Source organism: Neobacillus cucumis, assembly GCF_016908975.1.
Taxonomy (GTDB): Bacteria; Bacillota; Bacilli; order Bacillales; family Cytobacillaceae; genus Neobacillus; species Neobacillus cucumis.
Map to the genome: position 1 here is coordinate 153,153 of NZ_JAFBEX010000012.1, position 16,171 is coordinate 169,323.

Here is a 16,171-nt window from a genome sequence, read left to right on the forward strand (position 1 = left end):
ATTTACAATAATTCGTCATGTTCAAATAAATATCGATAAGCGATGTCGATAAACAGATATTCGTTTTCGTTCATTGGAAACGAAAACGTTCGAATGGTTTCACCTGTTTCAATATCACGATACAAATCAGATAATCTTCCCTTTTGTTCATGCCGCAACTTGATAATATTTTCTAAAAAATATGGACGCCAGCTCCAATTTTTATTTAAATAAGCAGTTTGGACCGTCCAGCCACTTTCCTCTTTAAAAATATTAACGGTTTTTTGAAATCCATCCTCATCACATACATACATCCGGAAAGCAATATCATTCATTTCTTTTGTTAAAGCTTGAAATAGAGCATCATACCCTGCCTTTTTGTTTTTGTTTACAATTTCCTGTACCATCGTATGAAATTGGCCGGCAGAATTATAAACGGCTTCTAACTTCCGTTTCTCATAAGCAATAAAATCGTGAAATTTTTCCTTCAAACGAGATTTAAGAAGATCTCGATTAATAAATTCATCTGCGGGCGGATGTAAATAAAACCCTTGATAGTAGTGACCGCCATTTTTCCAAGCGAATTGAAGTTGAAGACTCATTTCAATATTTTCAAAAAGAAGGGCCGCCCCTATTTTCCTAGCTAAAAGAGATAAAGAAAACAACACATCATTAAAGTTAATCCCTATCGCCGTTGATTTTAGGGGTTGAAGGTTAATTTTAAGAATATCCGGTTCGAGTTGACCGATCCTTTCAAAATATTGACTTTCATCGCCTATACTCGACATCGCTATTTTTATGCCATATGTTCGGTAATATTGAAGAAGATGATCAAATTGATCTAAATCTCCCTGATAATTACGATCAGATATTTCTAAAATAATTCGTTTTAAGTTTAATCCCTTCTTTTCAAACTCCAATAGCTCCTGTAAAAACGGTTCCCCATGTCCATACATTAATAACTCAGCGTTTCGGTTCAAAAAAATCAGGATATCCTCATCAAGTTCCATTACCTTCTCAAGGGCCTTCTTGACGATAAGTAAGTCTACTTCAAATTTATATTCATCGGGAATTTGATCATCATGAAAAAAAGGTCCTAAACTGATGGCCTTTCCCTTTGAAAAATATCGTCCCAATACTTCGTAAGCAATGACACGCTGCTCATCCGCATTAAATATCGGTTGAAAATAAGGAGAGACATTTTCAAGGTCCGATAATATTTCCAATGCATCCATCCATGTTCCTCCAATAATTTTTCTCATTATACCAAACGTTTTTTTCATATCTCGTTCTTTTCCAAAAGGATACCATTATAGCATCAATGATACAATCATAACCTATAATCAGGCCCATGGAAAAGGAGGCTATTTGGTGAAAAGCCTACTCATTTTGACATCTTTACTGACCATGATTGGCTGTGGCCAATCTCACATTAATCCTTCAAACCAAGTAAATCAGGAACATAAAATGACAATTGACAACAAACAAGATTCTTTTCATATAAATCAGAAATCTACATCCACTAAACATTTGTCTAATCAACTTAAAAATGTGGAAAAGCAGAAAAAGGATGAAGGATCAGTTAGCACACTTGCAATGAAACCATCTGCCATGTTAGACGTTGTTTTAATTAGGCAGAACCCAGAATTACGGTATGGGTGTGAAGTGACTAGTCTTGCAATGGTTCTAAATTACGCAGGTGTTAGGACCAATAAAATGGATTTATATCGAAGCATCCGTAAAGACCCTGACCCTCTCATTAGTTCGTCACAAGGCGATATATTACGGTGGGGAAACCCTGCTGATGGTTTTGTTGGTGACATGACAGGAAGACGGGCAGGCTATGCTGTTTTTGACCGACCAATGATTGCTCTCATCAATCAAAAACTTCCTGGAAGAGCAGTGAATTTAACCAATCAGTCCTTTAACCGAGTGCTAGCACATGTGTCTTCAGGACATCCAGTCGTGGTTTGGACGACAGGGGATTATCGATTGCCAGACCGTTGGGAGGGTTGGTATCACGGTAATCAATACATTAAAACACCACTCGATCTGCATGCAGTCGTGTTAGTAGGGTATAGCACAAATTATGTTTTTTTAAATGACCCTTTGTCAGGACGAAAACAAGTAAAGGTCTCAAAGGCACAATTTATTAGGTCCTGGAAAGCCTTACGCTCACGTGCGGTGAGTTATAATTAAGAGCAGTCGATGACTGCTTTTTTATCATTTTTTCACATTTTTTGAATAAACACTTACAAGTAACCTTTTTTGGACAACTTTTTTATTTATGAAAAAGGAAGCAGTAAAAAGGCAGGTAGATGGTGGATATGGTTAGAAAACAGACAAGAAGAACGTTTATTAAAAGGATAGCCGGCTCAATACTTACGGTTCTAGGATTAAGTTCGGGAGGTTATTTTTATGCTAATAAAATTGAGCCTTCACTGCTAGAAATGAAAGAAATACCCATCAGGCATCCTTTAATCCCTAAAGGTTTTGAAGGAATAAAAATCATACAGTTTAGCGATACCCATCTCGGCTTTCAATACAATCTTTCTCATTTCAACCATTTAGTGAAAAAAATAAATGGATTAAAGCCGGATATTATATTATTTACTGGTGATTTAATAGACGAGCCAAATAAATATTCACAAGTGCATGATTTGCTCCCTATACTTGGCAGCCTGCAAGCACCTAAGGGAAAGTTTTGTATTTTCGGAAACCATGACCATGGCGGATATGGTTCAGAAATATACCGAAATATTATGGAATCTACCAACTTTAAGGTATTATTAAATGAATCTACGGCAATCACACTAAAGGATGGCAGCTCCATCTATCTAATTGGGATTGATGATGCTATGTTGGGAAATCCCGATTTACCGTTATCCTTAAAAAACATACCTAACAATCAATTTAAACTTTTATTATCTCATGCACCAGATCTTGCTGAATCGGCTTCAGAATATCCTATTCAATGGCAAATCAGCGGTCACAGTCATGGAGGACAAATTAAATTGCCCATCCTAGGAGCCTTGATTAGGCCTCCATTTGCACAAATGTATCCGGAGGGTCTTTATGCGGTCAAGGGCAAATTCCCCTTAACACTTTATGTCAATCGAGGCATAGGAACCACACGTCTCCCGTTGCGCTTTATGTCAAGACCTGAGCTTACTATTTATACTCTTATTTCTTCCTAGTGGACTAAGAAGTCTTATTACTTTGGTATTCGCTTTTAATTAATTATACAAAAAAACGGAAAATACCCTCAACTTATTTCTATTTTCCGAGAAAAAAGGTATAATATAGTTGTTTTTAAAGACCGAAAGGAGCCCATATGTTGAATCACGATCAGAGTTATCCTCGTACCAAATTAAATCTAACCATTGAAAACCTCTCTCAAGCTGTCTTTATCGTGAATCGTCATGCAAAAACAGCAACAAACCCCAAATTTTTATACAAATTAAAACAAGAATCATTAAAAAAATTAATTGATGAAGGAAAGGCTAAGAAGGTTGGTCTTCATTTTTCCGATCATCCGCGAAACAGCCAACAGCAATCCGATGTACTAGTCGAATGTGGAAAATATACGTTTCATATTCCTCCAACAAAATCCGATTTCCATGACCTTCCCCATTTAGGAAAGCTCGATGGAAGTGTTAGAAATCCAAAGTCTCATCTCTCACTTAATACAGCTAAAGCATTATTACAATCCTATACTGGAATCCGTGAACTGGATAATCAGACTTCTTACCCTCGAGGAAACCAACCGACCTACCAAAAACCTATTTTTAAAAAATTGGGCGAACGCTACTAAGGATGACTTTTCTAAAGCCAGAAAACTTTCTGGCTTATTTTATTTTCATCCTTTGAATAGCTCTTCCAGCTTCATGGTTTGCGTAAGAACATTCACCGGTCAAGCCCCCTCCTCTTGATAGTGCTTTTAGTTGTAAGCGATTTCCGTTTTTCGCAACAACTTCTTGATAATTTTGTGAACAACCTCCCATCCCCTAGACTCACAGGTCCTTTAAGACTTACAATAATGACGGAAAAAGTATTAAGCAGCTAAAACTAGTAAAGAGGTGCTTTATTATGAAGGGAACAGCTATTCTTTTTCAGGAGCGGAATATTACGTTTATTGAAGATGTAGAACATTCCTTTTACGAAGAAATCAAGGAACAAGGTGATTTTCGGTCCTGCAAGATTCCTAACCAGACAGTAGATTTCGGTTTCGCTTCACCCGTTTTTTGGCATGAAGATGAAATCGATTGGGATTATGGATATTAAGATAACAATATATAAATACTATACGGTCTCGGAGAAAAAACTTTGATGGCCGTTTTTTATTTGAATAATAGAAAAGAGCTCTAATGTAGAAACTCCCCCCTAAATAGTCTATAATCATGATAATTATTGTTTGGTGGAAGGATGTACATAATGGAACACTTAATAAATCAAAGAGTTAAAAACATCGAAATTTCCGGAATCAGAAAATTTTTTAATCTCGTCTCTAATATAGACGACTTAATATCATTTACGATTGGGCAGCCTGATTTCCCTACTCCTGAGCATGTTAAAAATGCGGGGATAGAGGCCATCGAAGCGGACTTTACCTCATATACCCATAATGCCGGAACACTTGAATTAAGGAAAGCAGCATCTCAATTTGTCGAAAGAAAATATGGTTTACAGTACCAACCCGAATCAGAAGTGATTATCACAATGGGAGCAAGTGAAGCTATTGATATTGCCTTTCGAACCATTCTAGTCGAAGACTCGGAAGTAATATTACCCGGACCTATTTATCCTGGCTATGAACCAATCATTAAAATGATGGGCGCTGTGCCTGTACACGCAGATATAAGGAAAAATCAATTCCGGTTCACATTAGATATGATTAAACCGTATATTACAGACAAAACGCGTTGTATTGTCTTGCCTTATCCATCCAATCCAACAGGAGTAAGCCTTACAAGCAATGAATTAAAGGAAATCGCAGAATATATTAAGGACAAAAATATTTTTATACTTGCGGATGAGATCTATAGTGAACTCACCTATGACAAAGGGCATACTTCCATTGCAAGTTACCTTAAAGATCAAACAATTGTCATTAACGGATTATCAAAGTCTCATTCCATGACAGGCTGGAGAATTGGACTGTTATTTGCCCCTGAGTGGCTTACTAAACATATTTTAAAGGTACACCAGTACAATGTGTCATGTGCCAATTCTATCGCCCAAAAAGCGGCTCTAGAGGCCTTAACAACAGGTATCAATGATGCGGAAGTAATGAAAGAGGAATATTATAAAAGAAGAGAATATGTTTATAACCGATTAACTAGTATGGGTCTTGAGGTTGTAAAGCCGGACGGTGCCTTCTATTTCTTTGTAAAAATCCCGGATAGCATTCCGTTAAATAGTTTTGACTTTGCCTTAAAACTGGTTCAAGAGACGAAGGTAGCCGTCGTACCAGGCAGTGCATTTTCAGAATTTGGGGAAGGTTACTTCCGCTTATCATTTGCCTGTTCCATGGCAAATCTTGAGCAGGGTCTTAACCGAATGGAGCCCTTTATTAAAGGAATATAAATCGAAAAAGCCCCTCAAAATTGAGGGGCTTTTTTCGTTTATTGTCCTTTATACTCGCCATTATTTTTAGAAGCTTTTTCTTTTCTGGCCTTATCTTTATGAATTTTATTCGTATCTGCAGAACCCATCTCATGGGCAAATTCTTCATTTAATGTTGCAGAATCAAAGCCCTTCTTATTTTTTTGCTGTGGATCATTCTTTTTTGTTCGTTTAGCCACAATTATCCCTCCTATCAAGAATTAGTTTCTTGATGTCAGGGTTGGTTTATGCCTCCCAATATATAGCTTTTTTCTGCTAGTTCTTCCAATACTTATAAAGCGCATGGGTTCCGCTGTTTTCTTCACCCATTTCAGTTAACTGCTCATACAAAGACTTAGCTAAAGACAAGCCAGGTACGGGTAAGTCCATTCTCTCTGCTTCCGCTAGTGCAATTTTCATATCCTTAATGAAATGTTTTATGTAAAAACCAGGTTCAAAATTTCCTTTTAACATTCTTGGCGCAAGGTTGCTTAGAGACCAGCTTCCTGCCGCTCCAGTCGAGATACTTTTTAACACATTCTCAGGGTTTAATCCTGCTTTCTCTGCATAAATGATTGCTTCACAAACACCAATCATGTTCGAGGCAATTGCAATTTGATTGGACATTTTAGTATGCTGACCAGCCCCGGCTTTACCCTGGTAAACAATATTTTTACCCATTTTTTCAAAAAGCGGCTTTACTGTATCAAATGCTTCTTGCTCACCGCCAACCATAATCGACAATGTTGCCTCTCTGGCCCCCACATCGCCTCCGGACACAGGAGCGTCAAGAGCCTGAATTCCATACTTTTTGGCCTCCTCATAAATGGCTGTAGCAAGGGAAGGAGATGAAGTGGTCATATCAATATAAAAACTTCCTGGTTTTCCTGATGCAATCAATCCGTTTTCACCTAGATAAATTTCCTCAACATCTGTTGGATAACCTATCATGGTAATTATCACTTTTGCCTTTTCTGCTACATCTTTGGGGGTTTGGGCCCATTCTGCGCCGTTTTCTAATAGTTCTTGAGCTTTTTCCTTTGTTCTAGAATAGACTATTAATGGGTAGCCGGCCTTCATTAAATGAGCTGCCATACTTTTCCCCATTACTCCTGTTCCAATAAAACCAATAACTGTATTCTCTGGTGTTAACACTATTATTCATCCTCCATTTTATTGTTTTCTCTATTTTAACATTCCTTTACTCAATTAGCGTTTGAAATGATTGCAAAAAAAAACCGGATCGTCATACGTCCGGTCTATGTGCTCCATCTCCAAATTTATGCACATACTAAGATTGTCCTATATTGGGTCCTCTTAAACATTTTTATAACTCGGATGAAAAATTTGTTAAATAAGCACGACCTAGTACTTCTTTATCATTAAATACCTCAATCGAAACGGCCTGGTCATGCTCAATCATCTTTCGCAATTCTTGAATATGTAAGTCCACTTTTAACGGAAGCGGGTCCATAAAAATATATTTCTCACGAAGTCCTTTTGACTCTATATAATCACCATTTTGAACCTGCTCTTCTCCATATATTATCTCTCTTTTTCCCATTGCCCGGGCAAGTTTATCATCATGTATGGTTACCTTTACTTTATATAATTGTTGACCATTTAATAGTTCATTATTTATCCTAAAACGGAACTGTAATTCATTATTTTTTGTTAATAGAGCGTCAGCATAGCGATTGACAATTAATTCATTTGAATAAAGTAAGCTGCATCCGCTTAGATAGACAATGAAAATGACTACTAGAATAAAAGTGCCTAATGTTCGAAATTTCTTGTACATCCCTAACACTCCCTTATATTCTTACCTTAGCCATAATACATTGGTAATAAACGTTAAGAACGGTTCAATAATCACTCCTTCCTGGTTTCTATTTTTAATATACTAGATTATTTGTGGAAACACTTGGAAAGGCAATAAAAAATGAGACAGGTTTTCTGTCTCATTTTTATATAATTTAGAACGTGTGTGCTAAATCTTTAGCTCGAGCAATGGCATTTTCTTTAATTTCCTGTGCTTTATCCGGCATAGCATTATGCCCTTCGACAAACAGACCTTCTAGTGATGGGATACCAAAGAAACTCATGATTACACCAATATAGCGATGACCCATCTCAAGTTGTGCAGCTGGCCCTTCGGAATAGAAACCTCCACGTGCTTGAATGTGTAGAGCCTTTTTATCAGGAAGAAGACCCACTGGACCACTTTCAGTATACTTAAACGTCTTGCCAGCCACCGCAACAGAATCGAGATAAGCTTTCATTACTGGAGGAAAAGAAAAATTCCAAAGTGGCGTAACGAAGACATATTTGTCAGCAGCAACAAACTGGTCACTTAATTCATTTAGCCTTCCAACCTTAGATTTTTCTTCAGCAGACAGTTGATCAAATCCTTCTCCAGAACGAAGCTTGCCCCAGCCGCTAAAAACATCCGCATCAAGATGCGGGATATTTTCCTTATAAAGATCTATGTGAATAATTTCATCATTCTGATTGACCTGTTTATATTCATCGATAAATGCCTTTCCAACAGCCATACTATAGGACTGTGTTTCATCATGCGGATGAGCGGTAATATATAAAACCTTAGCCATTTTCATTCACCTTTCATGTTAGGATGGGAAGTCATTTTAGTATGAATCAAAATAGTGGATATTAGTCAAAAGACTGTTGTTAAACATGGATGTTGATTTCCGCTCCAGGCGCTCAGCAAACCCGCGGGCGTGCCGGGGAGCCTCCTCGGTGCTGAAGCACCTGTGGGATCTCCCCTGCCCCGTACTCCCGCAGGACATTGAAATTCTTCCTCGAATCCGTCCACGCACGAAGAAAATGCGATAGCATTTTCGAAGAGTCGAGCGCCTTCCGCTCCAATCAACATCGTTCCAAAATCAACCTTTAACACAGCCAATTAAAAAGGAATTTACCCAAACGGCAAATTCCTCCTGTTTTTTTATTTTACTCATTGGTATTCAAATAATATGGATTGCGGCCAATGTTGGTTCTCATTTCATCCGTTATTTGAAATGATTCATTAGCATTTGAATCTGTTAATGTCTGATTTAGTTGTAAGCTTCCATCATAATGTATTGGTTTTTGTTCCATGTGACATTCACCTCCAACGACTCTTACGTTTTTAGCATATGTACTTTTAACCTTAATTAATTATGGACAAAAAAAAAGACCTGCCAATCACGAATGATTAGCTGGTCTTTTCTTAATGATGATTTACTTTGTCGCATTATTAACTGCTTCAATTACTTGATCAGTTGTTTGCATGTTTAATACTTCTTGGGCTAATTTCTCCATATCGGATTTTTTCAGGTTCCGAATAAGTGAGCGAGCCTTCAAGATAGAGGTTGCACTCATAGAGAATTCATCAAGACCTAAACCAAGAAGAACTGGAATAGCAGTCTCATCCCCAGCCATTTCACCGCACATACCTGTCCATTTTCCTTCAGCATGAGCAGCATCAATAACCATTTTAACTAATCTTAAGATGGATGGGCTGTAAGGCTGATATAGGTATGATACACGCTGATTCATCCGGTCTGCAGCCATTGTATATTGAATCAAGTCATTTGTTCCAATACTGAAGAAATCTACTTCTTTAGCGAACTGATCCGCTAGTACAGCTGTAGATGGAATTTCTACCATGATACCAAGTTCGATTTTTTCTGCAACTGTTTGTCCTTCTGAAATAAGCTTAGCTTTCTCTTCTTCCAGAATTGCTTTTGCAGCGCGGAATTCATCTAAAGTGGCAATCATCGGGAACATAATTTTTAAATTTCCGAAGCTAGAGGCACGTAGAAGTGCACGTAGCTGTGTACGGAAAATATCTTGTTCCTCTAAGCATAAACGAATCGCACGGAAACCTAAGAATGGATTCATTTCTTTTGGTAAATCTAAATACGGAAGTTCTTTATCTCCACCAATATCCAAAGTACGAACAACTACAGGCTTACCCTTCATTCCTTCTAAAACAGCTTTATAAGACTCAAACTGTTCTTCTTCGGTAGGAAGTTGGTCACGTCCCATATAAAGGAACTCTGTTCGATATAAGCCTACACCCTCGCCGCCATTTTCGATAACGCCCTTTAAATCATTAGGTGTTCCGATATTTGCAGCTAGCTCTACATGGTGGTTGTCTGCAGAAATAGTTGGCTCATTAACAAGCTTTGCCCATTCTGCTTTTTGAGCTTCATAATCTTCATGAACTTTACGATATTGGGCAACTAATTCAGGGGTTGGATTTATATGTACTTCCCCTTGTAGTCCATCAACAATAATAAGGTCACCATTGTTAATTTCCTCAGTAGCTGTTTTGGTACCTACGACAGCTGGAATTTCCATAGAACGTGCCATAATCGCTGAATGCGATGTACGACCGCCAATATTCGTAGTAAAACCCTTAACAAAATTACGATTTAATTGAGCTGTGTCAGAAGGAGTTAAATCCTCAGCAACAATAATAGCTTCTTCCGCAATCATACTTGGATTAACAAGCTGAACGCCTAAAAGGTGAGCGAGTACACGTTTTGTTACATCACGGATATCTGCAGCCCGTTCTTGCATATATTCATTATCCATTTGCTCAAACATCATAACGAACATATCTGCAGTTTCTTTTAAGGCAAATTCAGCGTTTACTTTGTCTGATTTGATTTTATCTTCAATCGGTGCATTTAGCTCCGGATCGCCAAGAACAAGAAGATGCGCTTCGAAAATGGCTGCTTTGTCTGCGCCAAGATCTACTTGAGCCTTGTCACGAATTGCTTCAAGTTCTGATTTTGATTTTTCCATTGCCTTTCGGAAACGCTCAACTTCAGTTGTAACATCTTCAACTGTTATTTTTTCAAACGATAAATCCGGTTCAACAAGACGGTATGCCTTCGCGATGGCAATCCCGTTTGATGCAGCAATCCCCTGTAAAAACGCCATTTTATTAAGCCAATCCTTCTTTTTTCATTGTATCTTCAAGTGCTTGTAGTGCATCGTTAGCATCATTGCCTTCAGCTGCAATCTTAATATCTGCGCCTTGTCCTACACCAAGAGACATAACACCCATAATAGATTTTAGGTTTACTGATTTTCCTTTATATTCTAAAGTAATTTCAGAATCAAATCTGCTAGCTGTTTGAACTAATAAAGTTGCTGGTCTTGCGTGAATTCCTGTTTCTGCAACTACTTTAAATTGTTTTTCTGCCATGCTAAATCAAACTCCTTTTAAAATAAATAGTAATAATTAAAACTTGCCTAATTAAAAATAAACATTTCTAATCATTTAGTCAATAAGGAAGCTAAATGATTATTAAATAAAATAGTTCATTTCGCTTATTTTTCCAAAAATAAAAACAATCATACAGAATTTTTACTTTGGTAAGCGTCATACATACATGCTAGAATACCATTTTCATCTTTTTCAGACAACTACTTATCGAAAAAAGTTGAATTGTTCACAAATTTGTCAAAAATACAAGGAAAAACGCAGAAGAACTTCTATAAATTGTTAAAATATATTATTTGTATGAAAGAAATTTGTTGGATTTCTGAAAAATTCCTAGCCATTTAGTAGCTCTTAACTTCGAGGTTCTTTTAAATATTGATAAAGAACGTCCCCGCCCCGCTGGCTGATCCCTCGGAAATGTTTAAAATCTTGTCTTTTGACTAAGACCTTCCTAAAATCCAGAAATTCATCATTCTTTACAAAATACTCTGATAGCTCCCCTTTCATCAGTTTATTTAAAATATCTGTAACCAGCTCTTCCTTCATTAGCATCCACACCCTTCCTTAATATTAAAAAAATCACTTGTTTTAACAAAAATGTAAGCGTTTCCTCTTCTTTTCTTGTAAATTTGTTCATAAACTATAATATTCTAAAAGAATTACCATAATTGTCAAACAAAAGCCTTTACGAATTGGAAAAGATAGTGCAAACTGTTATTTAAATACTCTATTATTCGTTTTCGAAGGCAAAGGAGAGAGGCTAAATGAAAAGAGCAGAAGTAGGGAATATCATTGAATTTCGCGGTGGCCTGCAAGGAATAGTTGAAAAAGTGAATGAAAACTCTGTTATAGTCGATCTAACAATTATGGATAATTATCGTGACTTGGAATTAGATCAGAGGACTGTTGTTAATCATAAAAATTATAAAGTGATAAAAGAAAGCGCTTATTAAGTAATAGTTTGGTAGAAATGGCAGTCATTGACTGCCATTTCTTTTTTCTAAGCATCTTTATTAACCGATCCACAGTCATTTATATTATTATTTACCTTGTTCGGTTTCTTTCGAAATCTGTTTTAATGACTTTACTTTTCCATGTGGATTCTGATTTTGCTTACGTACTGTCCATTCACGCTCGTATTGGCTTTGTGATTTACTCAACTCTCTCACTCCTTTCCCTTTTATTTTTTTCTATTGGTTATGTTCTTATCAGTTGAATTGGACAAAATGTTTAAAGAAATCATTTCCTTTTAAAAAACTTCTTTGTTAAAATAAATTTTATTGATTATAAAAAGGAGCTTGTTAGGATGAAAAAGTGCTTCCAAGATATTCGACTTATTTTTGGATTCATTATTGCACATGCACTTATCTATTTTTCATTTCATGAAAAAACAATATTTTGGTATATTTTTTCTGGGTCCATTCTTATCCTAATTGCCTATGCTATGCTCCAAGGAGAAGTGGATGATGAGGCATCATTCATTAAGTATATTTTTTTCGGAGCTTTATCGGGGTTAGTGTTATATTTTATTTTTTGGTTAGGGTCACATGCGATGCAGTTAATGAACCTCCCGTTTGAAAAACCAATTAGAAAATTGTACCGATGGTATGCTCCACATGAGTTCTGGCAATATATTGCCCTTGTGTTAGTGGCAGCACCAGGGGAAGAAATTTTTTGGCGCGGTTTTATTCAAAAAAGTTTATTAAAATATACTAAGCCTTTTTTAGGTATATTAATCGGTGCTATTCTTTACGCCTCCGTTCATATCTATTCTGGTTCGTTTTTATTAGTTTTTGCAGCGTTGATATCCGGGATCGCTTGGGGACTAATATATTATTGGAAAAAAAGCATGCCGCTTGTCATTGTTTCTCATATTATGTTTGATATGATGATTTTTCTTATTCTACCGTTAAAATAAACAGCTGTCTGCTGACAGCTGTTTATTTTTTTTCAACATAGTCAAACGGTTTCATCCACAATAATATAAAAAAAACCATACAAATATACCCAAACAAAGGGTATAGATAGGATAATAATGTTCCATAATTCACAAGACTTATGACATAAGAAACAAAGAAAAGCACAGCTACAGAAATAATCGTAGGTATAGGCAGATATTGCTTCAATTGTCGATCAAGTCCAAAAATATTACCAATGACTGATGTAAAAATTTCACCATAAATGACCAGCACAAAAATCCAGTAAAGAAATGGGGCGAGGTTTTTCATGATAACAGCCATTGGAATATTATACATTTCTACATCTGGCAGCATAATTAAGGTGAAATGACTTGCCCCTAGAATAAGTGTTAAAGCCGCTCCGCCGAGAATGCCTCCCCATTTAATCGTCCAATCATCTTTCACTTCCGTGGCAATAGGGACAAGTACGGCCTGAGCCAAACCAAGATTCAGTGCTACATAAGAGAAAGGTGCCACAACACTTTTCCATCCATCATCAGCATGAGGGATATATAGAAGTTTATTGATAAAACCTGGAATTTGAACTGAGAATATCATCAAAATGACACTGAAACTTATCATTAATGGAACAACAAACGTATTGACTGCGAATAATCCTTTTGTACCTATTAACATCACGATCACTGAAAGGATGATGGTTAAAAATACACCAACGCTCTTAGATAAACCTAATTGTTCCTCAAACACTGCCCCTGCACCAGATAACATCACAGCACTAACACCAAGAAGCATAAAGAGCATAAACAGATTAATGATCTTGCTAGGCCATTTTCCGAATAAATATTGATTAAATTCTTGGTATGATTTTGCATCTATAAATGCAGCTATCCTCATAAGTTTTGATCCCAAGAAGATAAAAAGATAACCGCTCATAATTATACTAATTAAGCCGAAGAAACCGAAACGTGAAAAAAACTCAACAATTTCTTTGCCTGTGGCAAATCCGGCCCCTACCACAGTTCCAACATAAACTGCGGCAATTTGTAAAGCTTGCGACCAATTTTTCTTCACACCATCTCCCCCTTATCTTCAATATATGAGCAGATGGACAAACAAAGACGAGCTTTTTCTCCTTTGGAAACTTTTTCTACAAACAAAGCACTTGAAAGTCAAAAAAGGTCAGAGTATACTAGGATCACAAGGTCAAATATAGTCAAAGTCAAACCTTTGATAAATTAGATATTAGGAGGTTATTTACTTATGCTTTGTCAACAATGCCAACAAAATCAGGCTAATGTTCAATTAAATTTCAGTATCAATGGACAACGTAAGGAAATGAAACTCTGCCACGAATGCTATGCTAAAGAAAAGCAATCACTAGGAACAGGATTTGGTTCGAGCTTAAATTCATTTCCGAACTTCCCATTTGAAAACTTGTTTATCGCTAATGGATTCCCACAAGAATCAGAAAGTATGGAAGATGCCTCTCCTGCCGGGAAAAGAGGGAATGCGCCAAAGGGATTTATCGACCAGTTTGGACGAAACCTTAACACAATAGCAAAGGCAGGTTTAATTGACCCTGTTATTGGTCGAGATAATGAAATAAAACGTGTCATTGAAATTTTAAATAGAAGAAATAAAAATAATCCAGTCTTAATTGGTGAGCCAGGTGTCGGTAAAACAGCTATCGCTGAAGGTCTTGCATTGAAAATTGCCAGCGGTGATGTCCCCGGTAAATTACGCAATAAAGAAGTTTACTTATTAGATGTTGCCTCACTTGTCGCAAATACTGGTATTCGCGGTCAATTTGAAGAAAGAATGAAGCAATTAATTTCAGAATTACAGGAAAGAAAGAATATTATTCTCTTCATTGATGAGATTCATTTACTTGTTGGTGCCGGTTCTGCTGAAGGCTCCATGGATGCAGGGAATATTCTAAAACCAGCTCTTGCAAGAGGCGAGTTACAGGTTGTCGGAGCTACGACACTAAAAGAATACCGCCAAATTGAAAAGGACTCTGCTTTAGAACGCCGCTTCCAGCCTGTACATGTGATGGAGCCAACTCCGGAAGCAGCGATAAAAATACTACAAGGAATCCAAAAGAAATATGAGGACTATCACGAGGTTACCTATTCTGACGAAGCCATTGAAGCTTGTGTACAATTATCGCAGCGCTATATCCAGGACCGATTCCTACCGGATAAAGCCATCGATTTGCTCGATGAGGCCGGTTCTAAATTAAATTTAACTTCAGATTATAAAAGTACAGAACAAATTGAAAATCGCTTAAGAGAGATTGCCCGCGAGAAAGAAGAAACACTAAAAAAGGAACAATACGAAAAAGCTGCCTCTCTGCGAGATGAAGAAGCTAAGCTTGAAAAGAAACTAAATGAAGCATCAACTGGAATCAGACCATTGGTTACCCTCGCTCATATTCAATCTATCATTGAGGAAAAAACAAATATTCCAGTTGGGAAACTTCAGCAGGATGAACAGCTTAAGATGAGAGACTTAGAAGCAAATCTTAATAAAAAGGTTATCGGTCAAGAAAAAGCTGTGAAAAAAGTAGCTAAGGCCATCAGACGCAGCCGTGCTGGTTTAAAATCCAAACATCGTCCGATTGGATCCTTCTTGTTTGTTGGTCCAACAGGGGTTGGTAAAACGGAGCTAACCAAGACACTTGCTGAGGAGCTTTTTGGAAGCAAAGATTCCATGATTCGTCTCGATATGAGCGAATATATGGAAAAACACAGCGTTTCTAAACTAATCGGTTCACCTCCTGGATATGTAGGTCACGATGAGGCCGGACAGCTTACAGAGAAAGTCCGAAGGAACCCATATAGCATTATTTTATTAGATGAAATTGAAAAGGCACATCCAGATGTTCAACATTTGTTCTTGCAAATTCTAGAAGACGGTCGACTTACTGATAGTCAAGGTAGAGTGGTAAGTTTTAAGGATACGGTCATTATTATGACAAGTAATGCAGGGGTAGGTCATAAAACCATTCACGTAGGTTTTGGGGCGAATGACGCGATTAAAGAAGCGAGCATTCTTGACTCCCTTGGCAGTTTCTTTAAGCCGGAATTCTTAAACCGATTTGACAGTATCATCGAATTTAATGCACTTGATAAGGAACATATCCTATCAATTGTCGATTTAATGCTAGATGAATTACAAGAAACATTAACAGAACAAAACATTGAATTTAGCATTACCTTAGAGGCAAAAGAAAAATTAGCTGAACTAGGATACCATCCTGCTTTCGGTGCACGTCCACTTCGCAGAGTCATCCAAGAACAGCTTGAAGATAAAATTGCTGATTTTATCTTAGAAGTGCCAAATGCGAAAAAATTAGTCACAACCAATGAAAATGGGGAATTGAAAGTAGTATCTGAAGCCATTTCGGTACAATAAGATCAAAAGC

At 37.0% G+C, this 16,171-nt stretch carries 19 protein-coding genes; 8 read left to right on the plus strand and 11 right to left on the minus strand.

All coding sequences use genetic code 11. The features are described from left to right. Positions 1 to 2: 2 nt before the first annotated feature. Positions 3 to 1,214, minus strand: coding sequence for an EAL domain-containing protein (locus tag JOC76_RS17380; RefSeq protein ID WP_205179687.1), 1,212 nt, complete (start codon positions 1,212 to 1,214; stop codon positions 3 to 5). A 136-nt stretch (positions 1,215 to 1,350) separates the two neighbouring features. Here JOC76_RS17380 and JOC76_RS17385 point away from each other — a divergent pair, with 136 nt between their 5' ends. From JOC76_RS17385 to JOC76_RS17405, 5 genes are all read left to right on the plus strand, one after another. Next, entirely contained in the window at positions 1,351 to 2,178 is an 828-nt protein-coding gene (locus JOC76_RS17385; protein ID WP_307784738.1) for a C39 family peptidase, read from the plus strand. A 128-nt stretch (positions 2,179 to 2,306) separates the two neighbouring features. Beyond that, complete coding sequence (locus JOC76_RS17390; protein ID WP_205179556.1) at positions 2,307 to 3,176, plus strand: metallophosphoesterase; 870 nt, start codon at positions 2,307 to 2,309, stop codon at positions 3,174 to 3,176. 137 nt (positions 3,177 to 3,313) lie between these two features. Next, entirely contained in the window at positions 3,314 to 3,793 is a 480-nt protein-coding gene (locus JOC76_RS17395) for a YkyB family protein (protein ID WP_205179557.1), read from the plus strand. Positions 3,794 to 4,068: 275 nt separating this feature from the next. Beyond that, the gene (locus JOC76_RS17400) at positions 4,069 to 4,263 is read left to right on the plus strand and encodes a protein YkzT (RefSeq protein WP_205179558.1); all 195 of its coding nucleotides are present in this window, start codon (positions 4,069 to 4,071) and stop codon (positions 4,261 to 4,263) included. Positions 4,264 to 4,413: 150 nt separating this feature from the next. Then, entirely contained in the window at positions 4,414 to 5,565 is a 1,152-nt protein-coding gene (locus JOC76_RS17405; RefSeq protein WP_205179560.1) for an aminotransferase A, read from the plus strand. 38 nt (positions 5,566 to 5,603) lie between these two features. Here JOC76_RS17405 and JOC76_RS17410 read toward each other — a convergent pair whose 3' ends face one another. The 8 genes from JOC76_RS17410 to ykzS form a co-directional block, all read right to left on the minus strand. After that, on the minus strand, positions 5,604 to 5,783 hold the full coding sequence (locus JOC76_RS17410) for a hypothetical protein (RefSeq protein WP_205179561.1): 180 nt from the start codon (positions 5,781 to 5,783) through the stop codon (positions 5,604 to 5,606). Between the two features lie 76 nt (positions 5,784 to 5,859). After that, positions 5,860 to 6,738, minus strand: coding sequence for an NAD(P)-dependent oxidoreductase (locus JOC76_RS17415; protein ID WP_205179563.1), 879 nt, complete (start codon positions 6,736 to 6,738; stop codon positions 5,860 to 5,862). A 172-nt stretch (positions 6,739 to 6,910) separates the two neighbouring features. Further along, positions 6,911 to 7,384, minus strand: a complete 474-nt coding sequence (locus JOC76_RS17420; protein WP_205179565.1) for a hypothetical protein — start codon at positions 7,382 to 7,384, stop codon at positions 6,911 to 6,913. Between the two features lie 175 nt (positions 7,385 to 7,559). After that, on the minus strand, positions 7,560 to 8,195 hold the full coding sequence (locus JOC76_RS17425; protein WP_205179567.1) for an FMN-dependent NADH-azoreductase: 636 nt from the start codon (positions 8,193 to 8,195) through the stop codon (positions 7,560 to 7,562). 361 nt (positions 8,196 to 8,556) lie between these two features. Continuing rightward, on the minus strand, positions 8,557 to 8,703 hold the full coding sequence (locus tag JOC76_RS17430; RefSeq protein ID WP_205179569.1) for a hypothetical protein: 147 nt from the start codon (positions 8,701 to 8,703) through the stop codon (positions 8,557 to 8,559). 123 nt (positions 8,704 to 8,826) lie between these two features. Further along, positions 8,827 to 10,539: a phosphoenolpyruvate--protein phosphotransferase gene (gene ptsP / locus JOC76_RS17435; protein WP_205179570.1), complete on the minus strand. Its 1,713-nt coding sequence runs from the start codon at positions 10,537 to 10,539 to the stop codon at positions 8,827 to 8,829. Positions 10,540 to 10,543: 4 nt separating this feature from the next. Then, positions 10,544 to 10,807, minus strand: a complete 264-nt coding sequence (locus JOC76_RS17440) for a phosphocarrier protein HPr (protein ID WP_205179572.1) — start codon at positions 10,805 to 10,807, stop codon at positions 10,544 to 10,546. A gap of 369 nt (positions 10,808 to 11,176) precedes the next feature. Next, on the minus strand, positions 11,177 to 11,371 hold the full coding sequence (gene ykzS / locus JOC76_RS17445; RefSeq protein ID WP_205179574.1) for a protein YkzS: 195 nt from the start codon (positions 11,369 to 11,371) through the stop codon (positions 11,177 to 11,179). Positions 11,372 to 11,589: 218 nt separating this feature from the next. Here ykzS and JOC76_RS17450 point away from each other — a divergent pair, with 218 nt between their 5' ends. Beyond that, positions 11,590 to 11,778, plus strand: a complete 189-nt coding sequence (locus tag JOC76_RS17450; protein ID WP_205179576.1) for a YkvS family protein — start codon at positions 11,590 to 11,592, stop codon at positions 11,776 to 11,778. A gap of 87 nt (positions 11,779 to 11,865) precedes the next feature. Here the strand turns inward: JOC76_RS17450 and JOC76_RS30070 are convergent, their stop codons facing one another. Next, positions 11,866 to 11,985: a DUF6254 family protein gene (locus JOC76_RS30070; RefSeq protein WP_239557780.1), complete on the minus strand. Its 120-nt coding sequence runs from the start codon at positions 11,983 to 11,985 to the stop codon at positions 11,866 to 11,868. A gap of 146 nt (positions 11,986 to 12,131) precedes the next feature. Here JOC76_RS30070 and JOC76_RS17455 point away from each other — a divergent pair, with 146 nt between their 5' ends. After that, positions 12,132 to 12,743 carry a CPBP family intramembrane glutamic endopeptidase gene (locus JOC76_RS17455; protein WP_205179578.1) on the plus strand — a complete coding sequence of 204 codons (612 nt, stop codon included), beginning with the start codon at positions 12,132 to 12,134 and terminating at the stop codon, positions 12,741 to 12,743. Positions 12,744 to 12,765: 22 nt separating this feature from the next. Here the strand turns inward: JOC76_RS17455 and JOC76_RS17460 are convergent, their stop codons facing one another. Next, positions 12,766 to 13,815 carry a YkvI family membrane protein gene (locus tag JOC76_RS17460; protein WP_205179580.1) on the minus strand — a complete coding sequence of 350 codons (1,050 nt, stop codon included), beginning with the start codon at positions 13,813 to 13,815 and terminating at the stop codon, positions 12,766 to 12,768. Between the two features lie 189 nt (positions 13,816 to 14,004). On the opposite strand from JOC76_RS17460, the gene JOC76_RS17465 reads away from it, so the two are divergent. Then, positions 14,005 to 16,161, plus strand: a complete 2,157-nt coding sequence (locus JOC76_RS17465) for an ATP-dependent Clp protease ATP-binding subunit (RefSeq protein ID WP_205179582.1) — start codon at positions 14,005 to 14,007, stop codon at positions 16,159 to 16,161. Positions 16,162 to 16,171: the final 10 nt, after the last annotated feature.

Excerpts from the sequence above, each read along its gene's own strand:
- JOC76_RS17380 (WP_205179687.1), bottom strand. The coding sequence starts at position 1,214 with ATGGATGCATTGGAAATATTATCGGACCTTGAAAATGTCTCTCCTTAT.
- JOC76_RS17390 (WP_205179556.1), top strand. The coding sequence starts at position 2,307 with ATGGTTAGAAAACAGACAAGAAGAACGTTTATTAAAAGGATAGCCGGC.
- JOC76_RS17395 (WP_205179557.1), top strand. The coding sequence starts at position 3,314 with ATGTTGAATCACGATCAGAGTTATCCTCGTACCAAATTAAATCTAACC.
- JOC76_RS17400 (WP_205179558.1), top strand. The coding sequence starts at position 4,069 with ATGAAGGGAACAGCTATTCTTTTTCAGGAGCGGAATATTACGTTTATT.
- JOC76_RS17405 (WP_205179560.1), top strand. The coding sequence starts at position 4,414 with ATGGAACACTTAATAAATCAAAGAGTTAAAAACATCGAAATTTCCGGA.
- JOC76_RS17420 (WP_205179565.1), bottom strand. The coding sequence starts at position 7,384 with ATGTACAAGAAATTTCGAACATTAGGCACTTTTATTCTAGTAGTCATT.
- JOC76_RS17425 (WP_205179567.1), bottom strand. The coding sequence starts at position 8,195 with ATGGCTAAGGTTTTATATATTACCGCTCATCCGCATGATGAAACACAG.
- JOC76_RS17430 (WP_205179569.1), bottom strand. The coding sequence starts at position 8,703 with ATGGAACAAAAACCAATACATTATGATGGAAGCTTACAACTAAATCAG.
- ptsP (WP_205179570.1), bottom strand. The coding sequence starts at position 10,539 with ATGGCGTTTTTACAGGGGATTGCTGCATCAAACGGGATTGCCATCGCG.
- JOC76_RS17440 (WP_205179572.1), bottom strand. The coding sequence starts at position 10,807 with ATGGCAGAAAAACAATTTAAAGTAGTTGCAGAAACAGGAATTCACGCA.
- ykzS (WP_205179574.1), bottom strand. The coding sequence starts at position 11,371 with ATGAAGGAAGAGCTGGTTACAGATATTTTAAATAAACTGATGAAAGGG.
- JOC76_RS17450 (WP_205179576.1), top strand. The coding sequence starts at position 11,590 with ATGAAAAGAGCAGAAGTAGGGAATATCATTGAATTTCGCGGTGGCCTG.
- JOC76_RS17455 (WP_205179578.1), top strand. The coding sequence starts at position 12,132 with ATGAAAAAGTGCTTCCAAGATATTCGACTTATTTTTGGATTCATTATT.
- JOC76_RS17465 (WP_205179582.1), top strand. The coding sequence starts at position 14,005 with ATGCTTTGTCAACAATGCCAACAAAATCAGGCTAATGTTCAATTAAAT.